General features: G+C 44.6%; 24 protein-coding genes and 1 riboswitch. Of the genes, 18 read left to right on the top strand and 6 right to left on the bottom strand.

The features are described 5' to 3' along the window. Window positions 1-289 precede the first annotated feature (289 nt). The gene (locus L2744_RS09510) at window positions 290-1,939 is read right to left on the bottom strand and encodes an electron transfer flavoprotein-ubiquinone oxidoreductase (protein WP_248991687.1); all 1,650 of its coding nucleotides are present in this window, start codon (window positions 1,937-1,939) and stop codon (window positions 290-292) included. A 248-nt stretch (window positions 1,940-2,187) separates the two neighbouring features. Continuing rightward, window positions 2,188-2,321, top strand: a riboswitch (molybdenum cofactor riboswitch). Here L2744_RS09510 and moaA point away from each other — a divergent pair. The 12 genes from moaA to L2744_RS09450 all read left to right on the top strand — a co-directional run bounded on the left by moaA (window position 2,309) and on the right by L2744_RS09450 (window position 11,140). Further along, window positions 2,309-3,289: a GTP 3',8-cyclase MoaA gene (moaA, locus tag L2744_RS09505; protein ID WP_248991686.1), complete on the top strand. Its 981-nt coding sequence runs from the start codon at window positions 2,309-2,311 to the stop codon at window positions 3,287-3,289. Its footprint overlaps the riboswitch before it by 13 nt. Before the next feature lie 98 nt (window positions 3,290-3,387). Continuing rightward, a complete protein-coding gene (moaC, locus tag L2744_RS09500) occupies window positions 3,388-3,864 on the top strand; it encodes a cyclic pyranopterin monophosphate synthase MoaC (RefSeq protein WP_248991685.1) in 477 nt (158 codons plus the stop codon). Window positions 3,865-3,887: 23 nt separating this feature from the next. Beyond that, window positions 3,888-4,139, top strand: a complete 252-nt coding sequence (moaD, locus tag L2744_RS09495; protein ID WP_248991684.1) for a molybdopterin synthase sulfur carrier subunit — start codon at window positions 3,888-3,890, stop codon at window positions 4,137-4,139. 1 nt (window position 4,140) lies between these two features. Then, entirely contained in the window at window positions 4,141-4,602 is a 462-nt protein-coding gene (moaE, locus tag L2744_RS09490) for a molybdopterin synthase catalytic subunit MoaE (RefSeq protein ID WP_248991683.1), read from the top strand. Between the two features lie 57 nt (window positions 4,603-4,659). After that, on the top strand, window positions 4,660-5,472 hold the full coding sequence (gene modA, locus L2744_RS09485; protein WP_248991682.1) for a molybdate ABC transporter substrate-binding protein: 813 nt from the start codon (window positions 4,660-4,662) through the stop codon (window positions 5,470-5,472). Next, window positions 5,472-6,152 (top strand): molybdate ABC transporter permease subunit, encoded by a 681-nt coding sequence (gene modB / locus L2744_RS09480; protein ID WP_248991744.1) that lies wholly within the window; start codon window positions 5,472-5,474, stop codon window positions 6,150-6,152. Before modA ends, modB begins: the two co-directional genes overlap by 1 nt. Continuing rightward, complete coding sequence (locus L2744_RS09475) at window positions 6,133-7,236, top strand: ABC transporter ATP-binding protein (protein WP_248991681.1); 1,104 nt, start codon at window positions 6,133-6,135, stop codon at window positions 7,234-7,236. Before modB ends, L2744_RS09475 begins: the two co-directional genes overlap by 20 nt. A gap of 217 nt (window positions 7,237-7,453) precedes the next feature. Beyond that, window positions 7,454-7,975: a PepSY domain-containing protein gene (locus tag L2744_RS09470; RefSeq protein WP_248991680.1), complete on the top strand. Its 522-nt coding sequence runs from the start codon at window positions 7,454-7,456 to the stop codon at window positions 7,973-7,975. A 41-nt stretch (window positions 7,976-8,016) separates the two neighbouring features. After that, a complete protein-coding gene (locus L2744_RS09465; protein ID WP_248991679.1) occupies window positions 8,017-8,694 on the top strand; it encodes a response regulator transcription factor in 678 nt (225 codons plus the stop codon). Between the two features lie 49 nt (window positions 8,695-8,743). Then, window positions 8,744-10,000: a sensor histidine kinase gene (locus tag L2744_RS09460; RefSeq protein WP_248991678.1), complete on the top strand. Its 1,257-nt coding sequence runs from the start codon at window positions 8,744-8,746 to the stop codon at window positions 9,998-10,000. Between the two features lie 48 nt (window positions 10,001-10,048). Beyond that, window positions 10,049-10,741 carry a TIGR01621 family pseudouridine synthase gene (locus tag L2744_RS09455; protein ID WP_248991677.1) on the top strand — a complete coding sequence of 231 codons (693 nt, stop codon included), beginning with the start codon at window positions 10,049-10,051 and terminating at the stop codon, window positions 10,739-10,741. Between the two features lie 231 nt (window positions 10,742-10,972). Next, a complete protein-coding gene (locus L2744_RS09450; protein ID WP_248991676.1) occupies window positions 10,973-11,140 on the top strand; it encodes a YqaE/Pmp3 family membrane protein in 168 nt (55 codons plus the stop codon). A 121-nt stretch (window positions 11,141-11,261) separates the two neighbouring features. Here the strand turns inward: L2744_RS09450 and L2744_RS09445 are convergent, their stop codons facing one another. Next, the gene (locus L2744_RS09445) at window positions 11,262-13,433 is read right to left on the bottom strand and encodes a TonB-dependent receptor (RefSeq protein ID WP_248991675.1); all 2,172 of its coding nucleotides are present in this window, start codon (window positions 13,431-13,433) and stop codon (window positions 11,262-11,264) included. A gap of 320 nt (window positions 13,434-13,753) precedes the next feature. On the opposite strand from L2744_RS09445, the gene L2744_RS09440 reads away from it, so the two are divergent. After that, window positions 13,754-13,918: a DUF2986 domain-containing protein gene (locus L2744_RS09440; protein WP_248991674.1), complete on the top strand. Its 165-nt coding sequence runs from the start codon at window positions 13,754-13,756 to the stop codon at window positions 13,916-13,918. Window positions 13,919-13,944: 26 nt separating this feature from the next. Here L2744_RS09440 and L2744_RS09435 read toward each other — a convergent pair whose 3' ends face one another. The 3 genes from L2744_RS09435 to L2744_RS09425 all read right to left on the bottom strand — a co-directional run bounded on the left by L2744_RS09435 (window position 13,945) and on the right by L2744_RS09425 (window position 16,510). Further along, the gene (locus L2744_RS09435; RefSeq protein WP_248991673.1) at window positions 13,945-14,457 is read right to left on the bottom strand and encodes a M23 family metallopeptidase; all 513 of its coding nucleotides are present in this window, start codon (window positions 14,455-14,457) and stop codon (window positions 13,945-13,947) included. A gap of 39 nt (window positions 14,458-14,496) precedes the next feature. Continuing rightward, window positions 14,497-15,075: a hypothetical protein gene (locus tag L2744_RS09430; protein ID WP_248991672.1), complete on the bottom strand. Its 579-nt coding sequence runs from the start codon at window positions 15,073-15,075 to the stop codon at window positions 14,497-14,499. 352 nt (window positions 15,076-15,427) lie between these two features. Continuing rightward, complete coding sequence (locus tag L2744_RS09425; RefSeq protein WP_248991671.1) at window positions 15,428-16,510, bottom strand: MBL fold metallo-hydrolase; 1,083 nt, start codon at window positions 16,508-16,510, stop codon at window positions 15,428-15,430. A gap of 158 nt (window positions 16,511-16,668) precedes the next feature. On the opposite strand from L2744_RS09425, the gene L2744_RS09420 reads away from it, so the two are divergent. From L2744_RS09420 to L2744_RS09410, 3 genes are all read left to right on the top strand, one after another. Beyond that, window positions 16,669-17,280, top strand: coding sequence for a TetR/AcrR family transcriptional regulator (locus tag L2744_RS09420; RefSeq protein ID WP_248991670.1), 612 nt, complete (start codon window positions 16,669-16,671; stop codon window positions 17,278-17,280). Between the two features lie 259 nt (window positions 17,281-17,539). Then, window positions 17,540-18,718: a PrnB family protein gene (locus L2744_RS09415; protein WP_248991669.1), complete on the top strand. Its 1,179-nt coding sequence runs from the start codon at window positions 17,540-17,542 to the stop codon at window positions 18,716-18,718. Window positions 18,719-18,722: 4 nt separating this feature from the next. Then, the gene (locus tag L2744_RS09410) at window positions 18,723-19,844 is read left to right on the top strand and encodes an aminotransferase class V-fold PLP-dependent enzyme (protein ID WP_248991668.1); all 1,122 of its coding nucleotides are present in this window, start codon (window positions 18,723-18,725) and stop codon (window positions 19,842-19,844) included. 164 nt (window positions 19,845-20,008) lie between these two features. Here the strand turns inward: L2744_RS09410 and L2744_RS09405 are convergent, their stop codons facing one another. Beyond that, on the bottom strand, window positions 20,009-20,266 hold the full coding sequence (locus L2744_RS09405) for a YceK/YidQ family lipoprotein (protein ID WP_283103937.1): 258 nt from the start codon (window positions 20,264-20,266) through the stop codon (window positions 20,009-20,011). 428 nt (window positions 20,267-20,694) lie between these two features. Here L2744_RS09405 and L2744_RS09400 point away from each other — a divergent pair, with 428 nt between their 5' ends. Continuing rightward, window positions 20,695-21,228, top strand: coding sequence for a hypothetical protein (locus L2744_RS09400; protein ID WP_248991666.1), 534 nt, complete (start codon window positions 20,695-20,697; stop codon window positions 21,226-21,228). A gap of 105 nt (window positions 21,229-21,333) precedes the next feature. Continuing rightward, window positions 21,334-21,747: a hypothetical protein gene (locus L2744_RS09395; protein ID WP_248991665.1), complete on the top strand. Its 414-nt coding sequence runs from the start codon at window positions 21,334-21,336 to the stop codon at window positions 21,745-21,747. Window positions 21,748-22,110: the final 363 nt, after the last annotated feature.

Raw genomic sequence — 22,110 nt, 5'->3', positions numbered from 1 at the left:
ACGACATTCATTATCGGACAGGAATGCTAAAAGTTAACCTTAGTCTAGGTCGATTGCCGAATAAAACAGCGTTAAAAGATATTTATTTGGCCTAACCTGTTGGTCTTGCGGTAGATCTAATTATGTAGAGTATAGATGGAAATGAATGGTGATTTGAACGCACTCTTTTTTGTACGGCGATTGTGGCGAATGTCACGCATAAGGGCAAGTGCAAAAGGTGAATTATTCGTGCTATAAGTGAAAAAAGGCGCCCAATTGAGCGCCCTAGCAAACATGGTTTAATAACCTATTACATATTGGGGTAGTTTGGCCCACCGCCGCCTTCCGGCGTTACCCAAGTGATGTTTTGACTCGGATCTTTTATGTCGCAGGTTTTGCAATGAATGCAGTTTTGCGCGTTGATCACAAACTTGGGTTGCCCCGCCTCTTCGACAATTTCATACACACCCGCAGGGCAGTAACGCTGTGCTGGCTCATTAAACTGAGTGAGGTTAATGCCCAGTGGAATGCTATTGTCTTTAAGGCGTAAATGGCATGGCTGATCTTCTTCATGATAAGTGCTCGACAGATATACTGAGGACAATTTATCGAAGCTGAGCTTGCCATCGGGTTTTGGATAATCAATCTTGCTGTAAGCGCTCACAGGTGCCATTTGTGCATAGTCTGGGTGTTCATCACGCAGTGTGATAGGGAACTTTCCACCAAACCAGTTTTGATCTATGTAGTTGAAAGCGCCACCTAAATAGGTGCCAAATTTATGCATCGCTGGGCCAAAGTTGCGGGATTTATGCAATTCTTCATGCAGCCAGCTTTCTTCAAAGTGAGTTTGGTAACAGTCGAGATCTTTACCGCCTTCAACCCCTGCCATCATAGCTTTACCTAAGGTTTCTGCGGCAACAATCCCACTCTTCATCGCAGTGTGAGTACCTTTAATCTTAGCGAAATTTAAGGTTCCGGCGTTACAACCTATAATAAGACCTCCGGGGAAACTCATCTTAGGCAGTGAGTTTAAGCCGCCCTTGGTGATAGCGCGGGCGCCGTAGCTAAGACGCTCTCCGCCCGTTAAATATTTGGCAATCACAGGGTGGGTTTTATAGCGCTGGAATTCGTCAAATGGACTCAGATGCGGATTTTTATAGTTCAAATCGATAATGAGCCCGACCGCAATTTGGTTGTCTTCCATATGGTAAAGGAAGCCGCCACCGGAGGCGCCCTCTGTTAAGGGCCAACCCCCAGTGTGAACCACTTTGCCTTGTTCGTGTTGCTCGGCGGGGACTTTCCAAATTTCTTTGAAGCCTAGGCCGTAATGCTGGGGTGTTTTACCATTATCTAAATGATATTTCTCTATCAGTTGCTTGCCTAAGTGGCCGCGGCAACCCTCGGAGAATACGGTATATTTAGCGTGCAGTTCCATACCGGGCATGTAACTGTCTTTAGGCTCTCCATCGGCACCGATGCCCATATCGCCAATTAAAATGCCTTTAACGCTGTTATCTTCGTTAAATAACAATTCACTTGCTGCAAACCCTGGGAATATTTCGACACCGAGTTCTTCAGCGCGGCTAGCCAGCCAACGGGATAGATTCCCTACGCTGATAATGTAGTTGCCTTCATTGTGCATGGTTTTTGGCACAAAAGCATTCGGCATCACTCGGCCGTCGGTGGCGGAGCTGAGTAGGTAGATTTCGTCGTGGGTGACAGCGGTTTTCACTGGGGCGTCTTTTTCACGCCAGTCGCTGAACAGTTCGTCTAGCACTTTAGGTTCGAAGACCGCGCCTGATAGAATATGCGCGCCCACTTCTGAGCCTTTTTCGACCACACAGACAGTGATTTCTTTACCTGAATCCTGTGATATTTGCATTAATCGACACGCAGTTGCCAAGCCAGCTGGCCCCGCGCCGACGATAACGACATCGAATTCCATTGATTCGCGTTCCATCAGTTCACCTCTTCCTTCGCATTTCCCCAATTTTTATTGGGTGTTGTAGTTTGTAAACGGGCGTTTTATTACTGATGTTCACCTTACCTCAAAATAGGCCTAGGGCACAGTGTATAAACGTGCTGTTTAGTCTAATTCAATGCAAATCTTTGGGTGAGCACTGTCACAGATTATTCACGCTTGTTTGATCGAGACCAAGAAATACCTGTTTAGGGGTATAGCTAGGGACGACTTTCGGCCTATAATCACCAGCGACGGTTCTCCGAGCTTGCCTACCTACGTCAATAGATATGGAGGTGTAGCCGTGGTAATAATGCCACCGGGGTGAGTAAAGAAATGCTCTCACCTCCCACACTTGGAAAGGTGATCATGTCTCAATTACAAGACAGCTTTGGTCGAAAATTTCACTATTTGCGGATGTCTGTCACAGACGTTTGTAACTTCAAATGCAGCTATTGCCTTCCCGATGGCTATCATCCTGATGGCAAACCAAAATTTTTATCTCTCAATGAAATAGAAAATCTCGTGTCTGCATTTAGCCAAGTTGGCACTCAAAAAATCCGTATCACAGGCGGTGAGCCTACCCTGCGTAAAGACTTTACCGATATTATTCGAGTGGTTGCCGATAATCCTCGTATCCATACCGTTGCGACTACCACTAATGGCTATAGACTCGAAAAACACGCCAAAGAGTGGTTTGATGCTGGCCTACGCCGTATTAATGTATCTGTGGATAGTTTAGATCCCAAAATGTTTTATCAGATCACGGGCGAGAACAAGTTTGACGAAGTGATGCGGGGTATCGATGCCGCATTATCGGCAGGTTTTGAGCGCGTAAAAATCAACGCGGTCTTGCTTAAAGGCTTAAACGATAAAGATTTACCACGTTTTTTACACTGGATTAAACACACGCCAATCGACCTGCGCTTTATCGAACTGATGGAAACCGGCCTTGGTCGTGAGTATTTTCAGGCCCATCATCTAGCGGGTGCCGATATTAAAGCTCAGTTACTGGCGGATGGTTGGCAATTCGATACGCCAAGTGCCTCCGATGGTCCTGCGCAAAATTTCAGTCACATTGATTATAAGGGGCGTATTGGCTTGATCATGCCCTACGCCAATAATTTCTGCGCTACTTGCAATCGTTTACGGGTGTCGGCGAAGGGCAAATTGCATTTATGCCTCTTTACCGAATCCGGTGTCGATTTGCGCGATTTGCTGCAACATCCCGATCAACAAGCGGAATTAATTGAGCGTTTGCACGGTCAATTAGCCCAGAAGAAAGAAACCCATTATTTGCATCAAGGCATTACGGGTGTGACACAACATCTTGCGTCTATTGGTGGCTAAATGGTTGACTCGGTTCTGCTATCCCATTGGTTTTAGCGCGACAATAGCTCAATTTACCAACACCTTAGGCTGGCATCATTTTTTAAAGGACTGCTTCAATGAGCAATGTATTTACCCATATTAATGCCGACGGCAATGCCCATATGGTCGATGTGACCGAAAAGGCAATAACTGAGCGTGAAGCTCGCGCCGAAGCCTTTATCGAGATGGCGAGCACAACGCTCGAGATGATCATGAGTGGCAGCCACCACAAGGGTGATGTGTTTGCCACTGCGCGTATTGCGGGTATTCAAGCTGCGAAAAAAACCTCAGATCTTATTCCCTTATGCCATCCATTGATGCTGACTAAGGTCGAAGTGGATTTAGAGGCGCAGCCCGAACATAATCGCGTGCGGATCACCAGTTTATGCAAGTTATCCGGCAAGACGGGCGTGGAGATGGAAGCCTTAACTGCGGCCTCTGTGGCGGCATTAACTATCTATGACATGTGCAAAGCCGTGCAAAAAGATATGGTGATCTCCCAAGTTCGCTTGCTAGAAAAACGCGGTGGCAAGTCGGGACATTTTAAGATTTAGCGGATCTAAAACGAGAGAGAATTATGATTAACGTGTTGTTTTTTGCTCAAGTTCGAGAGTTATTGGGGACTGCCAAGTTAGGCCTAGAAGCGAGTGAGCAGACGCAAACCGCCGAAGCATTACGGGCAACTCTGGCTGCCACCGATGAAAAATGGGCAAAGGTATTAGCCTCCGATAAGTTGCTGGTGGCGGTTAACCAGACGATCAGCCAATGGGATACACCCATTAAAGATGGTGATGAAGTCGCTTTCTTTCCGCCCGTCACTGGAGGCTAATATGCGTTTATTACCCTCTGTTCGTGTTCAAGTGGTCGACTTTAGCGTCGCCGATGAATATCGCCAGTTAGCCCAAGATGATAGCGATGGTGCAGTGGTGACCTTCGTTGGCAAAGTACGTGATTTTAACGATGGCGCCTTAGTTAGCGATTTAACTTTAGAACACTATCCCGGCATGACAGAAACCGTGCTGGAGCAAATTGTCGCCGAAGCGCGTAGCCGTTGGCCGCTGAATAAGGTCACTGTTATCCACCGTGTCGGTACTATGTCGCTGGGTGAGCAAATTGTATTTATCGGCGTGACGAGTGCCCATCGCAAAGCCGCCTTTGCCGCTTGTGAGTTCCTGATCGACTTTTTAAAAACTAAAGCCCCATTCTGGAAGTTAGAAGCGGGTGAGCAAGGTAAAAATTGGGTTGAGGCGAAAGATGCCGATGAGCAGGCGGCTAAATTGTGGCAAGCATAAAAGCTGGCGACAAAATAGGCCTATATTGCTAACACAAATTAATGGAAGATTGACAACATGGTGAGTTTAACCCGTTTTGTTTGCTCGGTTTTTTTATCTGTTTGTTGTTTATCATACTCTTTGTCGGTGAGTGCTGGATCTGAGGTGAGTAAAAGTACTGCATCTGTGCCCGCGATTGCTGCCGCCTCTGATTTACGTTTTGCCCTTGATGACATTAGCCAAAAATTTACCAATGAGACCGGATTAAAGCTGAAAATCTCCTACGGATCATCGGGAAATTTTGCCACTCAAATCCAAAATGGTGCGCCCTATGAATTATTTTTATCTGCGGATGAAAAATATATTCAGCAATTGCATCGCGCAGGTATCGCCCGTGATGCTGGCGTTCTTTATGCCCAAGGGCAACTCGCCATCGTTGTACCTAAAGCGGGTAGTCTGTCCGTTGACCCTGAGCTAAAGGGGTTAGCCGAAGCTCTCGTTGCCGGTAAAATTACCCGTTTTGCGATTGCCAATCCTGATCACGCGCCCTATGGCGAGAAGGCCAAAGAGGCACTGCAGTTTGTGCAGTTATGGGATGCGATTCAACCTAAATTGATCCTAGGGGAAAATGTGTCCCAAGCAGGGCAGTTTGCGATTAGTGGTTCAACCCAGGGCGGGATTATTGCACTCTCTTTAGCTATGTCTCCTACTTTTGCTAAACATAGCGATTACGCCATAGTACCCGCAAAAATGCATAGTCCACTGTTTCAACGTATGGCATTAATGGCAAATGCGGGTGAAACAGCCCAACATTTTTATGATTATTTAAGAGCCGATAGCGCTCGGCGTATTTTGGCCGATTATGGTTTTTCATTACCAGAGCAGCCATGATGGATTGGCAGGCACTTTGGTTATCGGTCAAGCTGAGTGGCATCACTGTTTTAGTGCTTATCCCCTTAGCTATTCTCGCCGGACGGGCATTAGCCTATCGCCAATTTGTCGGTAAATCATGGGTCGAGGCGCTGATTATGGTGCCTTTAGTTTTACCGCCGACCGTGATTGGCTATTACTTGCTGGTGGGGCTGGGTAGTCAAAGTTGGCTCGGGCAGTGGATTGAGCAAATTACTGGTCAGCAACTCGTGTTTCATTTCTCCGGTTTGGTTATTGCATCCGTGCTCGTCAATATTCCTTTCGCAGTGCAACCCATTCAGCGAGCATTTGAGACTGTGCCGATTGATGTCCGAGATGCTGCGGCGTGTTGTGGTATGAGTCGACTTAAAATTTTGCTTAAAATTGAACTGCCTATGGTTTGGCCGGGTGTATTAACGGCGCTCGTCCTGTGTTTCTCCCATGTGCTAGGTGAGTTTGGTGTCGTGCTGATGATGGGCGGCAATATTGCAGGTGAAACTAAGACAATTTCAATTTCAATCTACGATAGCGTGCAGTCATTCGATTTTAATGCGGCAGGTACTATGTCCTTAGTGTTATTGCTGTTTGCAGTGACGGCGTTGGCGCTTACTACCAGTTTATCGCGGCGTTTAGGAGGTCAGCGTGGCGCAAATCATCGCTGATCTGCACTGCCAGATCCAAAGCCATAAACACATTAAGCTCAATGCCGATTTTCGCTGTAAGGCGGGTGAAGTACTTGCTGTGGTGGGGCCTTCTGGTGGCGGCAAAACTACGTTGCTGCGAATGATAGCAGGGTTAAATTACCCCGATGCGGGACGAATTCATTTTGGCGATCAGTCTTGGTTTGATGATAAAGCGCGCATCGCCTTAAGCCCGCAGCAACGCCATATTGGCTATATGCCACAGCATTTTGGCTTATTTCCCAATCTTACCGCCCTAGAGAATGTGGTTGCTGGGCTTGATCACATTCCCAAGGCGGAGCGCATACCGCGCGCTAAAGATTGGCTCGAACGGGTCAATCTACAGGGTTTACCGGATAGATTACCGGCGCATTTATCTGGCGGTCAGCGACAGCGCGTCGCCTTAGCGAGAGCGCTTGCCCGCGAACCGTCGGTTTTGTTGTTGGATGAGCCTTTTTCTGCGGTAGATAGGGAAACCCGTGAACGTTTATACCTTGAACTGGCTCGCCTCAAAGAGCAGTTATTATGCCCAGTGATCATGGTTACCCACGATTTAAATGAAGCTCTGCTACTGGCCGATTCGATGATTTTGATCAGCCAAGGAAAGATGTTACAGCAGGGTGCACCCTTCGAGGTGTTGTCTAGGCCGCGTAATGAAGCGGTCGCGCGGCAAATGGGGTTAAGAAATATTTTCGATGCGGAAGTGATATTCCAAGACAGCACTAAAGACCTTACTTGGCTTAAGTTTGGCGAGCAACTAATCGCCTGTGACTACGGCAAAGATCGCCCAGTGGGAAGCAAAGTACGCTGGGTGATCCCTAATCAAGGTATCCGTTTTAATTCGATATCGAATGGGCGTCTATGCCGCAGCTTCAATAAGATAAATGTAACTGTTGACTCTATTTTAGTGATGGGTGAATCCGTAAGACTTATCTGCTATGTTACGGGCACTCAATTGCAACTCAATACTGAAGTTTCACTCCATCTCGCCCAAAAATTATCACTGACTAAGGGCATGCAAACTGCGGTGGCGCTTAAATCCGAGCAAATTCATATTCTGGAATAATCCCTCTCTTAGCGAAAAATTGCGCAGATGATCAAAGCTTAATCTAGTTTCCATCGGTGTTTCAGCCACCATTAGGTAGACTAACCACATTTAGCGACTATCTTTGATGGATTTAATACTGTAATGATGGGATAAAAAGATGGTGGCAATCTGCTCCATCGACTTATAACTGATTGTCTCATAAGATATAAACTTAACCGATTTTTATGGAGGAACCATGAGACTATGGTTGCTAGGATTCATCTTGGTATCGGGGGTAGTATCTGCTGCCCAGAGCTTGTATTCAATGTTGGGTAGTGGGGATTATCAACCTCCACTGAAAGTGATGCAGCAGATTGAAAAGGACTTTCCTGGGGTTATTGCCGAATTTGAAATGGAAATGCAGGAAGGAGAGTTAGTCTACCAATTTGAGTTGATTAACCCTTTAGCTAACGCTATTACTCGATTTGAATATCGCGCCCGTGATGGCAAGTTATTGAAACAAAAAGCAGGTAAGGTTGGCGCTGACGATTTAGGCGAGGTTGAGGCAACGCGATTAATCACGAGCAAACATCAGACATTTTCAGGCTTAATTACCATGGCCATTAAAGATCATAAAGGTTTCTTAACCGATGCTAAATTGGACCATGATTTAGGCATTAGCTATTTAGAGCTTAAATTGCTGGATGACACGGGTAAGTATAAATTGGCTTTTGATGTTGAGAATTTACGGCAGTTACCTTTACTCAAGTGGGATTAACTCCTACAACATCAGTGAAGATTGAGGAGCGCAACATACAGATGAAAATACTTTTAGTTGAAGATGATGCGACAACCATAGATTACATCGTCAAAGGATTTCTCGAACAAGGGCACAATATCGAAACGGCCAGCGATGGTCATCAGGGGTTACTGCAAGCAACAAGCAGCCAGTATGATTTAGTGATCCTTGACCGCATGTTACCCCAACTCGATGGTTTGAAACTCCTCGCCGCCTTAAGGGCTACGGGTAATCAAACGCCTGTACTGATTTTATCGGCCTTAGCCCATGTAGATGAGCGAGTTAAAGGTCTGCGTGCGGGCGGCGATGATTATATGACTAAGCCGTTTGCTTTTTCTGAACTGTTAGTGCGCGCCGAAAAACTGATGCAGCGTGGTCAATCCGTGCCAATTTCGACTGATTTAGTGGTCGGTGGATTGAGGATGGAATTACTGACCCGTAATGTGACCTTGGACGGGCAAGAGTTAATGTTGCAGCCTAAAGAGTTTCAGTTGCTTAAATATTTGATGGAGCACGCAAATCAAGTCATTAGTCGCACACTATTATTTGAAGCGGTTTGGGATTATCACTTCGATCCTCGCACCAATGTGATTGATGTGCATATTGCAAAATTACGGCGTAAATTTGAAGAGTTAGGCCATGGTGAGCTTATTGAAACCGTAAGGGGAGCGGGTTATCGCCTACGCCAAAGGCATTAAGCCTTATCAAAGTAGCGCTTGGCGCATCACAATTATCTTTTCGACCTTAGTGACTGTGATCATAGGTGCGTTGCTATTTGCCCTCTATCGACAGTTGATCATTGAGCAACAGTACCAAGTTACTCAATATCTTGAATCCGAAACCCAGCGTTATCAGCAGCTTGCCTTAACGGTTGATCGTCGCAGTTTTGCCGCACAAATTCGCGCAGCCGATCCACAGACCGCCCTGATTGCGTGGCGTAATAGCTACGATATGGTGGGTGCTTTAAGTTTTATGCCTGAAGGCATGCCTATGCTGCCGCAGACGCGGGATTTTCCAATATTAACCGGTGGCCCAGATAAGCTGCATATTCTCACGGGTGGATTGGTGATGACGCGTTATGGCCCAGTGCTTATCGCTACTCGCACCGATAACCTCGCGACCTTAATCGATAAATTTATCAGCGCCGCTGCAACGGCCGTGATGTTGACCATAGTGTTAACTTTAGCGCTGGGTTATTTGTTTTCTAAGGCTATTTTGCGTCGGCTTGTACAATACAACCGTTTGAGTGAACAGATTGAGCGTGGTCATTACGATACTCGTTTACCGTTAAGTTGGCGTCAGGATGAGTTCGATATGCTGGCGCTGCAGTTTAATAATGTGTTGGATATCCTCGAAAATAACCTGATGGCAGTGCGCGGCGCGACTGACAATATCGCCCATGATTTACGTACACCTTTATCCCATATCCGTATCGGGCTAGAGGAATTGGCGACTAAATCCCATGATGATATCGGCGAAGGCTGTGTGATTTTAATTGAGGAGCTTGATCACTGTCTGGCAACTTTTGATGCCATGTTATCGCTCACCCGTATTGAGGAAGGTCAGCAGGCTTTAGATTTACAGGAGCTAAGTCTTGCGCAACTCTGTACCGATTTATTGGAAATGGCTGATGCTGTTGCAGAGTCGAACGAACAAACCTTAAGTTTGTCGTTGCTATCTGATCATACAGTGTTGGGTGATAAATATTTATTATTCCAAGCCTTATACAATCTGGTCGACAATGCGATGAAATATTCTGGGCAGGGTGCACGGATTGATATTATTCAATCAGGCTCGCGAATTCAGATCTGCGATAATGGCCCTGGTATTCCCGATGAGAGTAAGGAGAGAGTATTTGAGCGCTTAGTGCGTCTCGATCCTAGCCGACATTTACAGGGTACTGGCTTGGGTTTATCTATGGTCAAAGCGATTCTCTCACGGCACAATGCGCAAATTAAACTTAGTGATAATCAGCCTGGCTTAGTGGTTACTATTCAGTTCTAAGCAGATGGCACGCATTTTTGTGTCGATAATCTTGTATTAAGAGTTTCTATGTACCGAATCATTGCTAACGAAGCCGACTTTCTTGTTATTTCAAAATCCCCTAAGGTGCACTTTCACAGTCAAGACGGAACTGCGGGTGTAGTAGCACAGGTTGAGCAAGATCTTGGTATTAAGCTCTTTGCCGTGCATCGATTAGATACACCCACATCTGGTCTGTTGATTTTGGCTAAGAGCGCTGTCGCTGCAAAGCAATTTACTGAGTTGTTTACCGCCCATAAAGTACAGAAATATTACCTCGCCCTTGCTAAGGGCAAGCCAAAAAAGAAGCAAGGCTGGGTGATTGGTGATATGGCAAAATCGCGTCGTAGTATGTTTAAGCTACTGCGAACTAAAGACAATCCTGCAATTACGCAATTTTTCTCACAGAGTGTCGATGAGGGGTTACGCTTATATTTGCTTAAACCCCACTCAGGTAAAACCCATCAATTAAGAGTTGCATTGGCAAGTTTAGGTGTGCCGATTTTAGGCGATGAATTATATGGTGGTGAGAGTGCTGATCGTTGTTATCTGCATGCTTATAGTCTGTATTTTCGTTACTACGATGCGGAGAATGGATGGCAAGATTATGCCTATCAGGATAGGTCTCTACAGGGTGAGAGGTTTAGTTGCGATGGGGTGATTACAGCCCTTGATGCGTGGCGTGAGCCTGATACTTTAGACTGGCCAGCTAAGGGAAACTAGTTTCACTTAGCCTTCGTTGTGCAGCGTAGCGCTGTGCTGTGATTGTTGCTTATTGTCACTCGTCATTTGAATAGAATAACAACACTTCACTCCTCGTTTCGCGAGCACGAGCTTGCCAAAACGAACAAAATTTAATCTCGAAACGTCAACATGGCCTAAAGTGATTGCAAATCTTGAGGCTTCCTGCGAAGTTAACAGAGTATATTCCCCAGCTTTTAAGGACACTTAGTTATGGATACAAATAAATTACTCTTAGTCATTATTGCTATTCTACTCCCGCCAGTGGCGGTATTTTTAAAGGCGGGGGCAGGGAAGGATTTATTAATAAATATAGTACTCTGTCTCTTTTTCTGGTTCCCTGGTCTATTACACGCCCTTTGGGTTGTGACTAAGGCGTAGTTCTTTTTATACCAAGCACTCTCAAGGATACGGATCCTAGATTTTGAGATTGTTTGGTGTATGTAACGCACAAAAAAGCGCAATGTGATTGAGCTTTTTTGTGGCTAAAAATGAGGGCAGCTTAGAAAGGTAGTGTATAACCTATTGTTGCAGTTCGTCCCATCCCTTTGAAATAGCGATCATTTGTACCCATGGTTTGTGAGTAATAGTTGAAATAATCCTTATTTAACAGGTTTTGTAGGCCTAGGCTCAGGGTGCCAGTATAGAGTGGCATAGAGAAGGAGGCATCGACGGTAGTGTAACCATCAAATTCTGCATATTGAGTTCCCGCTGCATTTTTAAAGTCGCGATCCATAAAGTAGTTGGCTTGAACACGGGTCGACATGTCATTATCAAAATTATGCGTCCAATATAGGTTGATACGATTTGGCGCAATATTGGCACCATCGAGATCGGTATCGACTTTGTTATCGCCGTTAGAATCGTATTCTCCCTGTTGAATGGCGATATTCATGCCTAAATCATCATTATTGGTAAGATAAGCGGTGACATTTGCTTCGATGCCATCGATAACGCTCTTTTCCCGTTTTACATCATAGAAACCATCACTGTTTAAGGCTAAACGTGAGCCGAAATCTGTGGCTGAGCGATAGTAGGAAATTTTGGCACTCAGGTATTTGCCTTGGTAATCGGCGCCTACTTCCACGTTATCTGTGACTATAGGTGTGAGTGCAAGTGAGTCACTGATACTTGGGTTCGCCCCTGGGAAGCTTTTGCCATCACGGAGAATACGGCCTATGTCCGGCATGCCAAAACCTTCGTTATAGCTAGTATAAACACGAATATTGGGAGTGATTTTGTAGGACACTCCGATATTGAATAGGGTTTCGTCAAAGGTGGCTTCACCCCCTGCTATTTGCTTATTACCTGCGCCCCAGAGGGTTTTGTAATCATCGACACTCAGCTCGGCATGTTCATAACGAACTCCGGTAGAGAGAGTTAAATTTTCAATTAAATCATAGTCTAATTGTAAATATGGTGCGATGTTATCATAGGTACTTTCGGGCACCCATGAAAAACCAGTTTTGACTAAGTCTTGTTCTGTGGTATCACGGAAAAGGTCGATACCGTAGGCGGCGTCAATCCCTAAGCCTGCAATATCCTTAGCAATTAACGAACTTTTTAAACCCCATTTGACCGAGGAGTTACGCGATTGCTCGTAATACAAGTTTTCGCCTTCACTGCCGACGCCACATTGGACGACTTCGTCACTTCCTTCGAAGGAGGGATCGTAGAAGCTTTCAAAACAACCACCGCCATAAACTGCTTTAAAGTCTTGATTAAAGAGCTGTAGGTTGAGTTGTTGGCCGCCAATGTTTTCGTGGGTGTAAGTTAAGCTGGTGGTGGTTACTTGATTGTTGGCCGCATCCCATGGCTGAGTTTCTTCTACTGCGCCAGTAGGCACGCCATTGGGCTTATCACCCGCGATAGGCATCCAATCGCCATTGTTATCCGTATTGTAGTGGTTCACCATTAACTCTATGCGTGACTCAGCAAAGTTATGACCCAGCTTGATAAAGAAGTCAGCACTTTGGCTGTCCATCGACTCGCCTTGGGTCGTGTCCACTCCCACTACATCATCGTTAGCATCGTAGTAGACGCCATTATTGCGATAACTTACCGAACCTAGCATATCGATAAATTCTGACTCTCCGGAAAACGCATAGCTGGTGCCAAAACTGATACCATTGGACTTCATTGAGTCCGGTACCGTGACATCAAAACTTATCACATGCTCATTATTACCGGATGGTTTCTTAGTGATGTAGTTGATAATCCCACCCTGTGCGCCTAAGCCGTGCATTGCATTGGCGCCGTGGATAATTTCAATCCGTTCAATCATGACAGGGTCGATCGTCTGACCCGAGCGACCACCGCTACGCAGCGGGTTCGATTGCGGTACACCATCGATCATAATGAGCGGCGGACGGCCACGCAGGGTTTCGCCTGTGTTGCTCATTTTCTGCCGACTAGGGGAAAAACTAGACGCTAAGTTACCGATAATGGTCGATAAATCCTTAGTGGTACGGAACTGTTCCTCTAACTGTACGCGGTCGATAATAGTGACTGTATTAGGGATCGAGCTTGGGGATTTATCCATACGGCTTGCGGTGACAGTGATTTTTTCAATTTCTTTATTTTTATTACTGCTGTCTGAGGCATCTTGTGCGGCAGCGGATTGAGTTAGTGCGGTAAATACTGCTAAGGCGACAAGCGAGCTTTTGAACGTCATATAACTTCCTGCTAGGGCGAATGAGTTTGTTATACCGGATTCCTTGGCATTGATCATATTCCGTTAAACAATATTGCAAATAATAATGATTACTGTTAACTGCGGATTTTAGGGGAGGAATAATGAATTGTCTAGTCGTGTCGCAAATGAAATCGTTTTGTTATACCGCAATATCCGTAAGATGTGATTGGCGATTCGGAACGGTTATTTAGACAGGGATAAAAAGACTTAGCACTGTAGTATTATTTGGATTCTTTTCATTGTCCCAAGCGGTAGCCACTGGCTATAATCACGCCCCTTTATGCTGCATTGGTGCCGATATGAATCGCAAAAAGAAGATAAACCAAACCTTGAAGAATAAAGCTAAAAAAGCCAATGCTAAGCTGCAGACCAGCAATAAACCAAAATATATTGCCAAGGCAGACAGAGAAGCGTTACCGCTAGGAGTGTTGCCCGAATCACTGCCTTGTGATTCTATTGCTTAAAGCCAGCTTGAACTGTTGCAAAAAGACTATAGTGCCTCTAAATAGCTGATAGGATTTTGATAAAACGCCTTTTTATACCCTTGAGTCGATGTATCTATCAACCAAGGTTTAGGTAATAAACTTAATATTGAATAGTGTAAGTGTGGTGGCTTACCCTGTGCATTGCCTGTATCACCCACTGTTCCAATGGTTTCACCTTGATTAGCAATCAATCCAGTATTTGGGTCGATTGTTGCTAAATGGGCAAAGTAGTGAATTTGCCATTTAGGACCAAGACCTATCACCACGTTTCCACCTTGGAAAATATCACCTCGATAGAGGATTAACATGGCTGTTGGAGCTATAACGGCGGTGTTTTTGGTCGCAAAAATATCTATGCCCTTATGTACGCCGGAGGCTCCCCAAGGCTCATACCAGAAGGTCTGACTATTCCAATCCTTGCTGCTGGCGCCCTTAACGGGGATCATTGGTGCCTCAGGGATCAGATAACCACCGATTAACAGCAACACTAGCGCTAATCCAACATATTTCAATTTCATTTTTTATCCTGAATTAAGCCTCTGTAAATGCCTCAAACTTTAATGGAACTCGCTGAATTCTCGCCAACTTTCGGGATATTGTAAGCGTTCACTTTGTGAGAGTGACAGCCAATAGGGATGCCAAAAATAGTGACACCAAAAGTCGATATTTCCTTGCAAGCTGCCGAGTGTATCAGGGGCTATATCGGGAAAGCTCTCCCAGGGATGCGGTAACGCCGACTTGAAGCTAATCAATTGCTCAAGTAGGGCTTGATCGTTAGTGATTAAATTCATGCAAACGCCTGCAAAGTCAGCATATTGATTTAAAAACAAGCTGGTTGATTGGTTTGAATGCTTTATTAGACCATCAAAATGAGTCGTGTGCTCTGGTAATGCTTCAAAGCCTGCATTGGTAATTAGGGCATCGATGGCTTGTTTACCTTTAAGGGTGAGTAAGCAATGTATTTGATAGGCATAAATATCGCCCTGTACCATAGGCGTCACCAGTGGATAAGCCTGCTGCTTAGGTATTGTGATATCAGGCATTTGCATTTGACTAAAAACCCTTGGCAATGCAGCGTCTTGCTTGGATGATTTAATAAGGTTAACGCATTTTTTAAACCAAGAGAGCACTGACATTTGTGTTATTCCTCAAAGGGACCTTTGATATGGGGCTGGCGTTCCCAAGGCTTAATCTTTACATCTATATCTGTGTTTAGCGCTTGTCATCTTAATCAGCCTTGTAGCCGAGGTGCATCAATATACCAGAATCCATCGCGTTGAATTAATCGAAAATGTTCTCTTGCTGGACCGAAAGGCACAGGACTTTGCTGGGAAATTTCAACATGCTTTCATGGACTTCAGCAATGATAGCGACATGACCATCGGGATTAAAATCCATGGAGCAAATACTAGCAGAGCATCATAAATGGATGAGATTAATACTTAAGTTGCTATGGGGCTTTTAAAAAGCCCCTGAGAGCGATGAATGTTAGTACTTATCCGAACTTATCCGTGCGGGAATGATCTCAAATTGAGGTCTATTTTCAGGTAAATAGGCTTTCCACCAACTGTGATTCAATGCGCAACTGTTGGCCAATTCACTCAGGTTGATTCCTTGTCCAAATATTGGCGTCAGTAGGGGAACATCATAGGCTTTGGCTGCCGTGGCAATGCGCTCCAATGGTTCGTACCAACTATGGAGCGCGAGGTCAAAACTGCTGTTATGGATTGGGATCAGATGTTGTCCGCGGAGATCTAAATGTGCCCGCAGTGATTGCTCTGGCTGCATATGAATATCCGCCCACATCTCATCGTAGGCACCTGTCTCGATTAAGGTTAAATCGAAGGGGCCGAATTTATCGCCAATTTTTTTAAAACCATCGAAATAGCCTGAGTCGCCACTAAAAAACAATTTTAGTGTCGGTATTTGAATAACCCAAGATGCCCACAGGGTTTGGTTCTTATCCGTGAGTCCGCGCCCTGAAAAGTGCTGGGCGGGTGTGGCGGTAAGATGTACTCCTGCATGTTGAGTTTCTTGCCACCAATTAAGGGCAACTATCTTGTTCGCTGGAATTCCCCATTCTAACAAATGCTTATCAACCCCCAGTGGTACGATAAATTTTTGAGTACGTTCGGCCAAGACTAAGATGCTGTGTTTCTCTAAGTGATCATAATGATCGTGGGACAAAATAATGCCAGCAAGGGCTGGGATGCTCTTGAGTTCAATTGGCAACTGGTGAAAGCGTTTAGGTCCAAAGAGTTGGCTTGGTGATGCACGTTTAGAAAACACCGGATCGGTTAACCAATATTGCCCATTGAGCTGTAACAGCAATGTCGAGTGGCTTATTTTATAAAGCATAGGAGCCATGTCTACTGCGGTGTTGAGCTGCATTTTGTGGACGGGTAGAGCTCTACTCGGAGTTTTATCAGGAATGCGTTCTGTTATATAGCGCCATAAAATAGCCAGCAAATTGCCATCACCGCTGCGGGTGTTGGGCGCGTTATTACTGAATCGGTCACCTTTGACATGGGCCGAGGTTTGAGTGTTTTCTGTATCTATATGCATGGCCATGATAAAGCTCCCGAGTAGCAGTAGGGTTAATGTTAACTTGAGTGGCATCAGTCATTACTATTAAAAGTAAACTACACAGTGTAGTTTACTCGTGGCGATGTAAAAGTAAACTGGATAGTGTAAAATGTCGGCAAATAATTTTATTGTGCAGGAAATATATGGCGGACCAACCCATTAAATTGACCCATTCTCAACAGAAGCATGCGGCAATCCTCAAAGCTTCGCGGGAAGAATTTATGATTAATGGTTTTGTTGGCGCCAGTATGGATAGGATTGCGCAACGGGCAAATGTCTCTAAACGTACTGTGTATAACCATTTCCCTAGTAAGGAAGTGTTGTTTGATACGACGACTAACGAATTGTGGGCACGTACCAAAGAAGCTGCGACATTAGTCTTTAATCCTGCGCAGAGTCTTGAAGAACAGTTGCAGCAAATTGCTCGCCGTTGCTGGGCTTTGTACCAGCAGCCAGAGTTTCTCGATGTGGCGCGGGTAGTGATGGCGGAATTTATTCGTTCACCTAGTCAAGCGACCGAAGCCATGGAAAAGCTTGCTAAACAAGAAGGCGGGTTAGAGGCTTGGCTTGTTGGGGCTGTGGAGCATAACGCCTTAAAAATTGACGATATCGCCATGGCATCGACCCAGTTTTGGGGCATGTTTAAGGCGTTTGCCTTCTGGCCAAAACTATTCCATATGAAAAATTACGACAATCACCAGCAAGCGATTATCGACGCAAATATCAAGATGTTTTTAGCCATGTATCAGGCCTAATATTCGTTAGAATCTGCCGACTCCTCATCCTTGCTCTATTTTGCGAGGCAATCTCCTTTAAGATCTGCGTTGGTACAAGGTGTAAATAAAAAGTGGCATTAGATTTTTGACAATTTTGGCCTAGCTCTAGCAACACTCAGTAATTAGTTGCATTCTTGTTAACTTAGACTGGCTAAGTTAAGTTTGTCGCTGCTTTTAAGCTCGTTAGACTGGACTAACTCCATCTAAAATAACGATAATAATATTCAAGGATGTCCAAGTGAAACCTGCAACTTATAATACTGAAGCCTTCGATGACTGGATCCGTACCCGCTTTGTCGAGCTCAACTCGCAGCTCGAAAAGTGTTATTACCAGCAAGCGGATCGCGCTAATGTGCTCAATATAGGCGCCGAAGCCAAGCAGGCGCTAGAGAGTGAAGGGCGCGTATTGATTAAAACACTGCTCGATGAGGGTAATACCGATGAAGGCTTCGATAGTGCCTTCGATTTACTCGGTAATGTGGGCCTTTATATGGCTGCCTGTAGACGCCACGAGATTACCGAACCCTCCCGTGAAACCATTTCACCGCTTGCCGAAGCATCGGCACTTGCTATGCATATTGGTGCCTCCATTGGCGTTACGCCACGCTTTGCTACCGCACATTTAACGACTCACAATCGTGCCCATAACGGTGTCTACAAGCGCTTTACCGATTTACCCGATGAAAAGTTGTTTGTGGATTACAACACCAAGGGCATCTTGGCCTATAAACGCGCTGCTGATGCGTTATTGAAAATCCAACCTTTAGGGATTTCCCATCCAATAAGCCACGATTTACTGCGAGTCGCTCAACAGGCATTGCAGGATGTGATTGAGTCGAATACACAGTTATTTAATCGTTTAGATACGGATCGCTTCTTTTACTGTGTGCGTCCCTACTACAAGCCTTATCGTGTAGGTTCAGTGATATATCGCGGCGCAAACGCGGGTGACTTTGCGGGGATTAACGTTATTGATCTGACGTTAGGGCTTTGTTTTGCTAACGAAGCCTCCTATTCGCAAATGCTGGTGGACAAGTTTTTATATATGATGCCAGAGGATCAACTGTTACTGCGGGAATGCATGCGTAGGTCTAATTTGATGGATGATTTTTTGCAAGCAAAGGGCTATTCGAACCAAGAATGGTATCAAAACAATCTAAAACTCTTTATTGAAGTGTGTGAATTACATGGCGAGACAGCAATTCAGCACCATAATGAATTAGTCACTAAGTATATTACCGAGCCTTCAACGACCATGGAGCAACAGCATCTGGCTAAGGTGACTGCGAGTGGCCCACCGTTGCATGTGCTGATCGGTTCCCTCGAAAAACTCCGGGATAGACGCGCTGCCACCAAACGTAGCGATATTCGTACCCGCTATGATGATCTTAAATGTTTAAAAGAGAGTTTGAGGTAATCCCATGTTTAGCGATTTTAAAAAGGATTTTTGTCTCACCACCCCCGGTTATTTGTTGAACCATTCCGTTGGGCGGCCACTAAAATCGACCGAACAGGTCTTTAAAGAAGCATTTTTCGCACCATGGCAGGACTCTGGGCGCGAGCCTTGGGGTCAATGGTTGAGCGTGATTGATGATTTTACTTTTGCTTTATCTAAGCTATTTAACGGTCAGCAAAAGGATTTTTGTCCGCAGGTAAATCTTTCTAGTGCGCTGGCAAAAATCCTCATGTCTTTGGCGCGCTTAAACCGCGAACATGCCGTGGTGTTGATGAGTGAAATTGATTTCCCTAGCATGGGTTTTGCCATTAAAAAGGCATTACCCGCCAGTTGTGAAGTGCGTTTTATTCCTAAAAGCTTAGATATTACCGATGCGAATGTATGGGATAGCCATATGGGCTCGGATATAGATTTAGTTTTTGTCAGCCATGCTTACTCAAATACTGGGCAGCAGGCTCCGATCGCAAATATATTGGCTATGGCACGCCAATATGGTTGCTTAAGTGTGGTGGATGTCGCGCAATCAGCGGGGATTATTCCGCTTAATTTAGCACAGTTACAGCCTGACTTTTTGATAGGTTCGAGTGTGAAATGGCTCTGCTCCGGCCCTGGAGCGGCCTATCTTTGGGTTAATCCTAGCATTATTGATAGTTGCCAACCTAAGGACGTGGGCTGGTTTAGCCATGAAAATCCCTTTGAGTTTAATATCCACGATTTTCGTTATCATAGCTCGGCACTACGATTTTGGGGTGGCACGCCTTCCATTGCACCCTATGCCATTGCTGCTCATAGCATTCATTACTTTGCCGATATAGGAACTGAACAGCTGCGTAAATGTAACCAACTGTTGATTGATGCGGTTGCTGAGGAATTAGATCAAGAGTTTGTGTCACCAAGGGAGGCTGAAAAACGCAGTGGCACTTTAGTTTTGCAGTTTGGCGAGCAACAAGAGCAAATAATGGCTGCACTTGCCAAGGCGAATATCCGCGTCGATGCCCGTGACTTTGGGATCCGTATATCACCACATATCTATAATAATAAAGCCGATATTCAATTGTTATTGAGTGTGATTAAGGCCAATCGCTAACTTAAATGATTTAAAATGGCTTGATAGGTTGTGCTGTACTACGTCATTACAACTAACAAGTCACAACACTCAGGGATGCCAACTGCTACATGGTCGTTCCCGTATGGCGGCGTTAACTCACCGTCACACAGGCAACTTGAGGTTATTTTTGGGTGCGATCATGCTTAAATCTTGTAGTCATAGCGGCAGACCATAGGTCGTGGGGTGTGGAGCTTCGGATTGCTGGGTGTGATCGCTAAATCTGCAGGTAGCATAACAGCGTCGACGAGCAGCGCACTGCCCATATCCACCAGTGTCAGAGGGATGGTAAAGAGCAACAAGGGTGGGGCCGCCAACGTGGAGATAATCATACACTCTTCGCCATTATCAACAGCCGTTTGTACACTGGAGAAAGAGTGACCCCAAGTTGAATCTTCTCCCATCCTCGATGTTATCGTCGCACATCCCGTGAGAGAACAGCACACGACCAACCAAGTCAACCAACGCATAACCACTCCATTGTTTATATGTGAAAAACTGCATTGCTTCGGTATGAGCGACTCACCTTATCAACTAAGAGTGTTAGTGGTGTGGAACCAGATCAGGTTTTATTCGACGCCAACGTACTTTGTTTCAACAACTTGGCATTCTAACTATATGATTATATCTGTCAATTATTCATCAACTGTAACGAGATACAACCAACTTCAATAACGTAGTTGTTATTCAAGCCATTTTAGCCAGAGCTGGTTGTAGGCAAACTGAAAGTGCATTATGTTGTTGATCTAAAATGGATGGCTATATTTTTTGCGTTGCTTTCGTAATCTTCAACAGTTTTTATAGTTAGAATGTAATTATATGAAGGTGTTATATGGGGTGGTTATCTAAATTTTTGGGCTCATCAGAGCGTGATTTTGATGTGGGCTATTATGAAGAATATAGCCTTGGATTTTTTGTTAATTTGATCCATAAATACCAAGGTTGGTATTTATGGAAAATTCAAAATGGTGATTCTGTAGGCCTAATGTTGATAAAGCCTGCAATTGGTGAGTTACCTCCAATTCCAGTTGGGCTTGTTTGGTGTTTTGGGGGTAAAGGTTTTTATGGATATATAAATAAATCCATTTTTTCAGAGAGGGACTTATATCTTAGTTTTTATGGCTCACAAAAATATAGGGGTAGTACAAAATGTTTATTCAAAAATCAGTTGCTAGATTCACTAACTGAAGAAAGCTTTATAAAAATGGATGAAAGCCAAGTAAGATTTGAGGTTACAACGGCACCTGTTAAACATCGTTCTGGCTCAAGTGCTTACCGGCTAGAACAAGGAATTGTTGATTTTACAGGGAGCAAGGCGGCTTTTGATACTCTAAATATAGAATGGCAAAAACTTGTTCAAGTATAACTGTTTTTTTGTTGTAAGTTAATGATTTTTAAGTGAAAACTAACGGTTGAAGTGTTCGGTGGTAGTCTACTGTTTGGTTGTTATGTGTTCAGGAGTAATCGCATCATGTCTCTAGATTTTTATGAAGAGTTGCTTAAGAGCGAGAGATTTTGTGAAAGCTTGGGGCGTCTGTTTTTGATGTCTGGTAAATTGGAGTCAGCTCTAAAATTTGTTGTTCTCACCGCTAATATTCAGGTCAAATATGCTCTCGAACGAGCAACGCTAGGTCAGCTTGTTAGTACTTGTAAAGCATCTGAATTGGTGACTGATGAACTTAGTGAGATCTTATCGTTTATAATTGTTCGTCGTAATTACCTTACACATAAACTATACCCGCATTTTAACGATGAAATTGATATTTCGTTGTTACCTAAAATAAACTTAGAACCTGATGATGCCGAGTATTCTTTCCCCAGATACGTAGAAGATTTGTTGTCTTATATTGAATTCGCAATCGATTATCTCAATGAAAAAAACTAACACATCATGCGTTTGTTAATTACCGGGCTCGTGAATCACTCTATACCAGACTGATTCACGCTATCCCCTAAAACCCCGCCCTATTACCCTATTCGCGGCTGTTCTGGGGCTGATATGAATCAAACCTTTAGAAAACTGATTCAACGGTAGTTTACGTTGGTTGCATTATCAAAATAGCGATACAAAAAAGCCCCGACAGCAAAACTATTGGGGCTTTTATTCTTTACGGCTGCATTTATACAGTATGTAATTAACCTGAACTCGGGATAAGAAAATTTGAACTAATAGCCCTCCAAGTGATCGGATCTTTCGACCAAGAGAAACCCCATCACACCGGAGGGCCTATGCATAAATTAGTGGAAG

This window comes from Shewanella profunda (assembly GCF_023283765.1).
GTDB lineage: Bacteria > Pseudomonadota > Gammaproteobacteria > Enterobacterales > Shewanellaceae > Shewanella > Shewanella profunda.
This window is presented reverse-complemented; position numbering and strand designations above follow the sequence as displayed.

Excerpts from the sequence above, each read along its gene's own strand:
- L2744_RS09400 (WP_248991666.1), top strand. The coding sequence starts at position 20,695 with ATGGGGTGGTTATCTAAATTTTTGGGCTCATCAGAGCGTGATTTTGAT.
- L2744_RS09420 (WP_248991670.1), top strand. The coding sequence starts at position 16,669 with ATGGCGGACCAACCCATTAAATTGACCCATTCTCAACAGAAGCATGCG.
- L2744_RS09470 (WP_248991680.1), top strand. The coding sequence starts at position 7,454 with ATGAGACTATGGTTGCTAGGATTCATCTTGGTATCGGGGGTAGTATCT.
- moaC (WP_248991685.1), top strand. The coding sequence starts at position 3,388 with ATGAGCAATGTATTTACCCATATTAATGCCGACGGCAATGCCCATATG.
- L2744_RS09430 (WP_248991672.1), bottom strand. The coding sequence starts at position 15,075 with ATGTCAGTGCTCTCTTGGTTTAAAAAATGCGTTAACCTTATTAAATCA.
- modA (WP_248991682.1), top strand. The coding sequence starts at position 4,660 with ATGGTGAGTTTAACCCGTTTTGTTTGCTCGGTTTTTTTATCTGTTTGT.
- L2744_RS09455 (WP_248991677.1), top strand. The coding sequence starts at position 10,049 with ATGTACCGAATCATTGCTAACGAAGCCGACTTTCTTGTTATTTCAAAA.
- L2744_RS09440 (WP_248991674.1), top strand. The coding sequence starts at position 13,754 with ATGAATCGCAAAAAGAAGATAAACCAAACCTTGAAGAATAAAGCTAAA.
- modB (WP_248991744.1), top strand. The coding sequence starts at position 5,472 with ATGGATTGGCAGGCACTTTGGTTATCGGTCAAGCTGAGTGGCATCACT.
- L2744_RS09425 (WP_248991671.1), bottom strand. The coding sequence starts at position 16,510 with ATGGCCATGCATATAGATACAGAAAACACTCAAACCTCGGCCCATGTC.
- moaD (WP_248991684.1), top strand. The coding sequence starts at position 3,888 with ATGATTAACGTGTTGTTTTTTGCTCAAGTTCGAGAGTTATTGGGGACT.
- moaA (WP_248991686.1), top strand. The coding sequence starts at position 2,309 with ATGTCTCAATTACAAGACAGCTTTGGTCGAAAATTTCACTATTTGCGG.
- L2744_RS09405 (WP_283103937.1), bottom strand. The coding sequence starts at position 20,266 with ATGGGAGAAGATTCAACTTGGGGTCACTCTTTCTCCAGTGTACAAACG.
- moaE (WP_248991683.1), top strand. The coding sequence starts at position 4,141 with ATGCGTTTATTACCCTCTGTTCGTGTTCAAGTGGTCGACTTTAGCGTC.
- L2744_RS09395 (WP_248991665.1), top strand. The coding sequence starts at position 21,334 with ATGTCTCTAGATTTTTATGAAGAGTTGCTTAAGAGCGAGAGATTTTGT.
- L2744_RS09450 (WP_248991676.1), top strand. The coding sequence starts at position 10,973 with ATGGATACAAATAAATTACTCTTAGTCATTATTGCTATTCTACTCCCG.
- L2744_RS09510 (WP_248991687.1), bottom strand. The coding sequence starts at position 1,939 with ATGGAACGCGAATCAATGGAATTCGATGTCGTTATCGTCGGCGCGGGG.
- L2744_RS09435 (WP_248991673.1), bottom strand. The coding sequence starts at position 14,457 with ATGAAATTGAAATATGTTGGATTAGCGCTAGTGTTGCTGTTAATCGGT.
- L2744_RS09410 (WP_248991668.1), top strand. The coding sequence starts at position 18,723 with ATGTTTAGCGATTTTAAAAAGGATTTTTGTCTCACCACCCCCGGTTAT.
- L2744_RS09465 (WP_248991679.1), top strand. The coding sequence starts at position 8,017 with ATGAAAATACTTTTAGTTGAAGATGATGCGACAACCATAGATTACATC.
- L2744_RS09445 (WP_248991675.1), bottom strand. The coding sequence starts at position 13,433 with ATGACGTTCAAAAGCTCGCTTGTCGCCTTAGCAGTATTTACCGCACTA.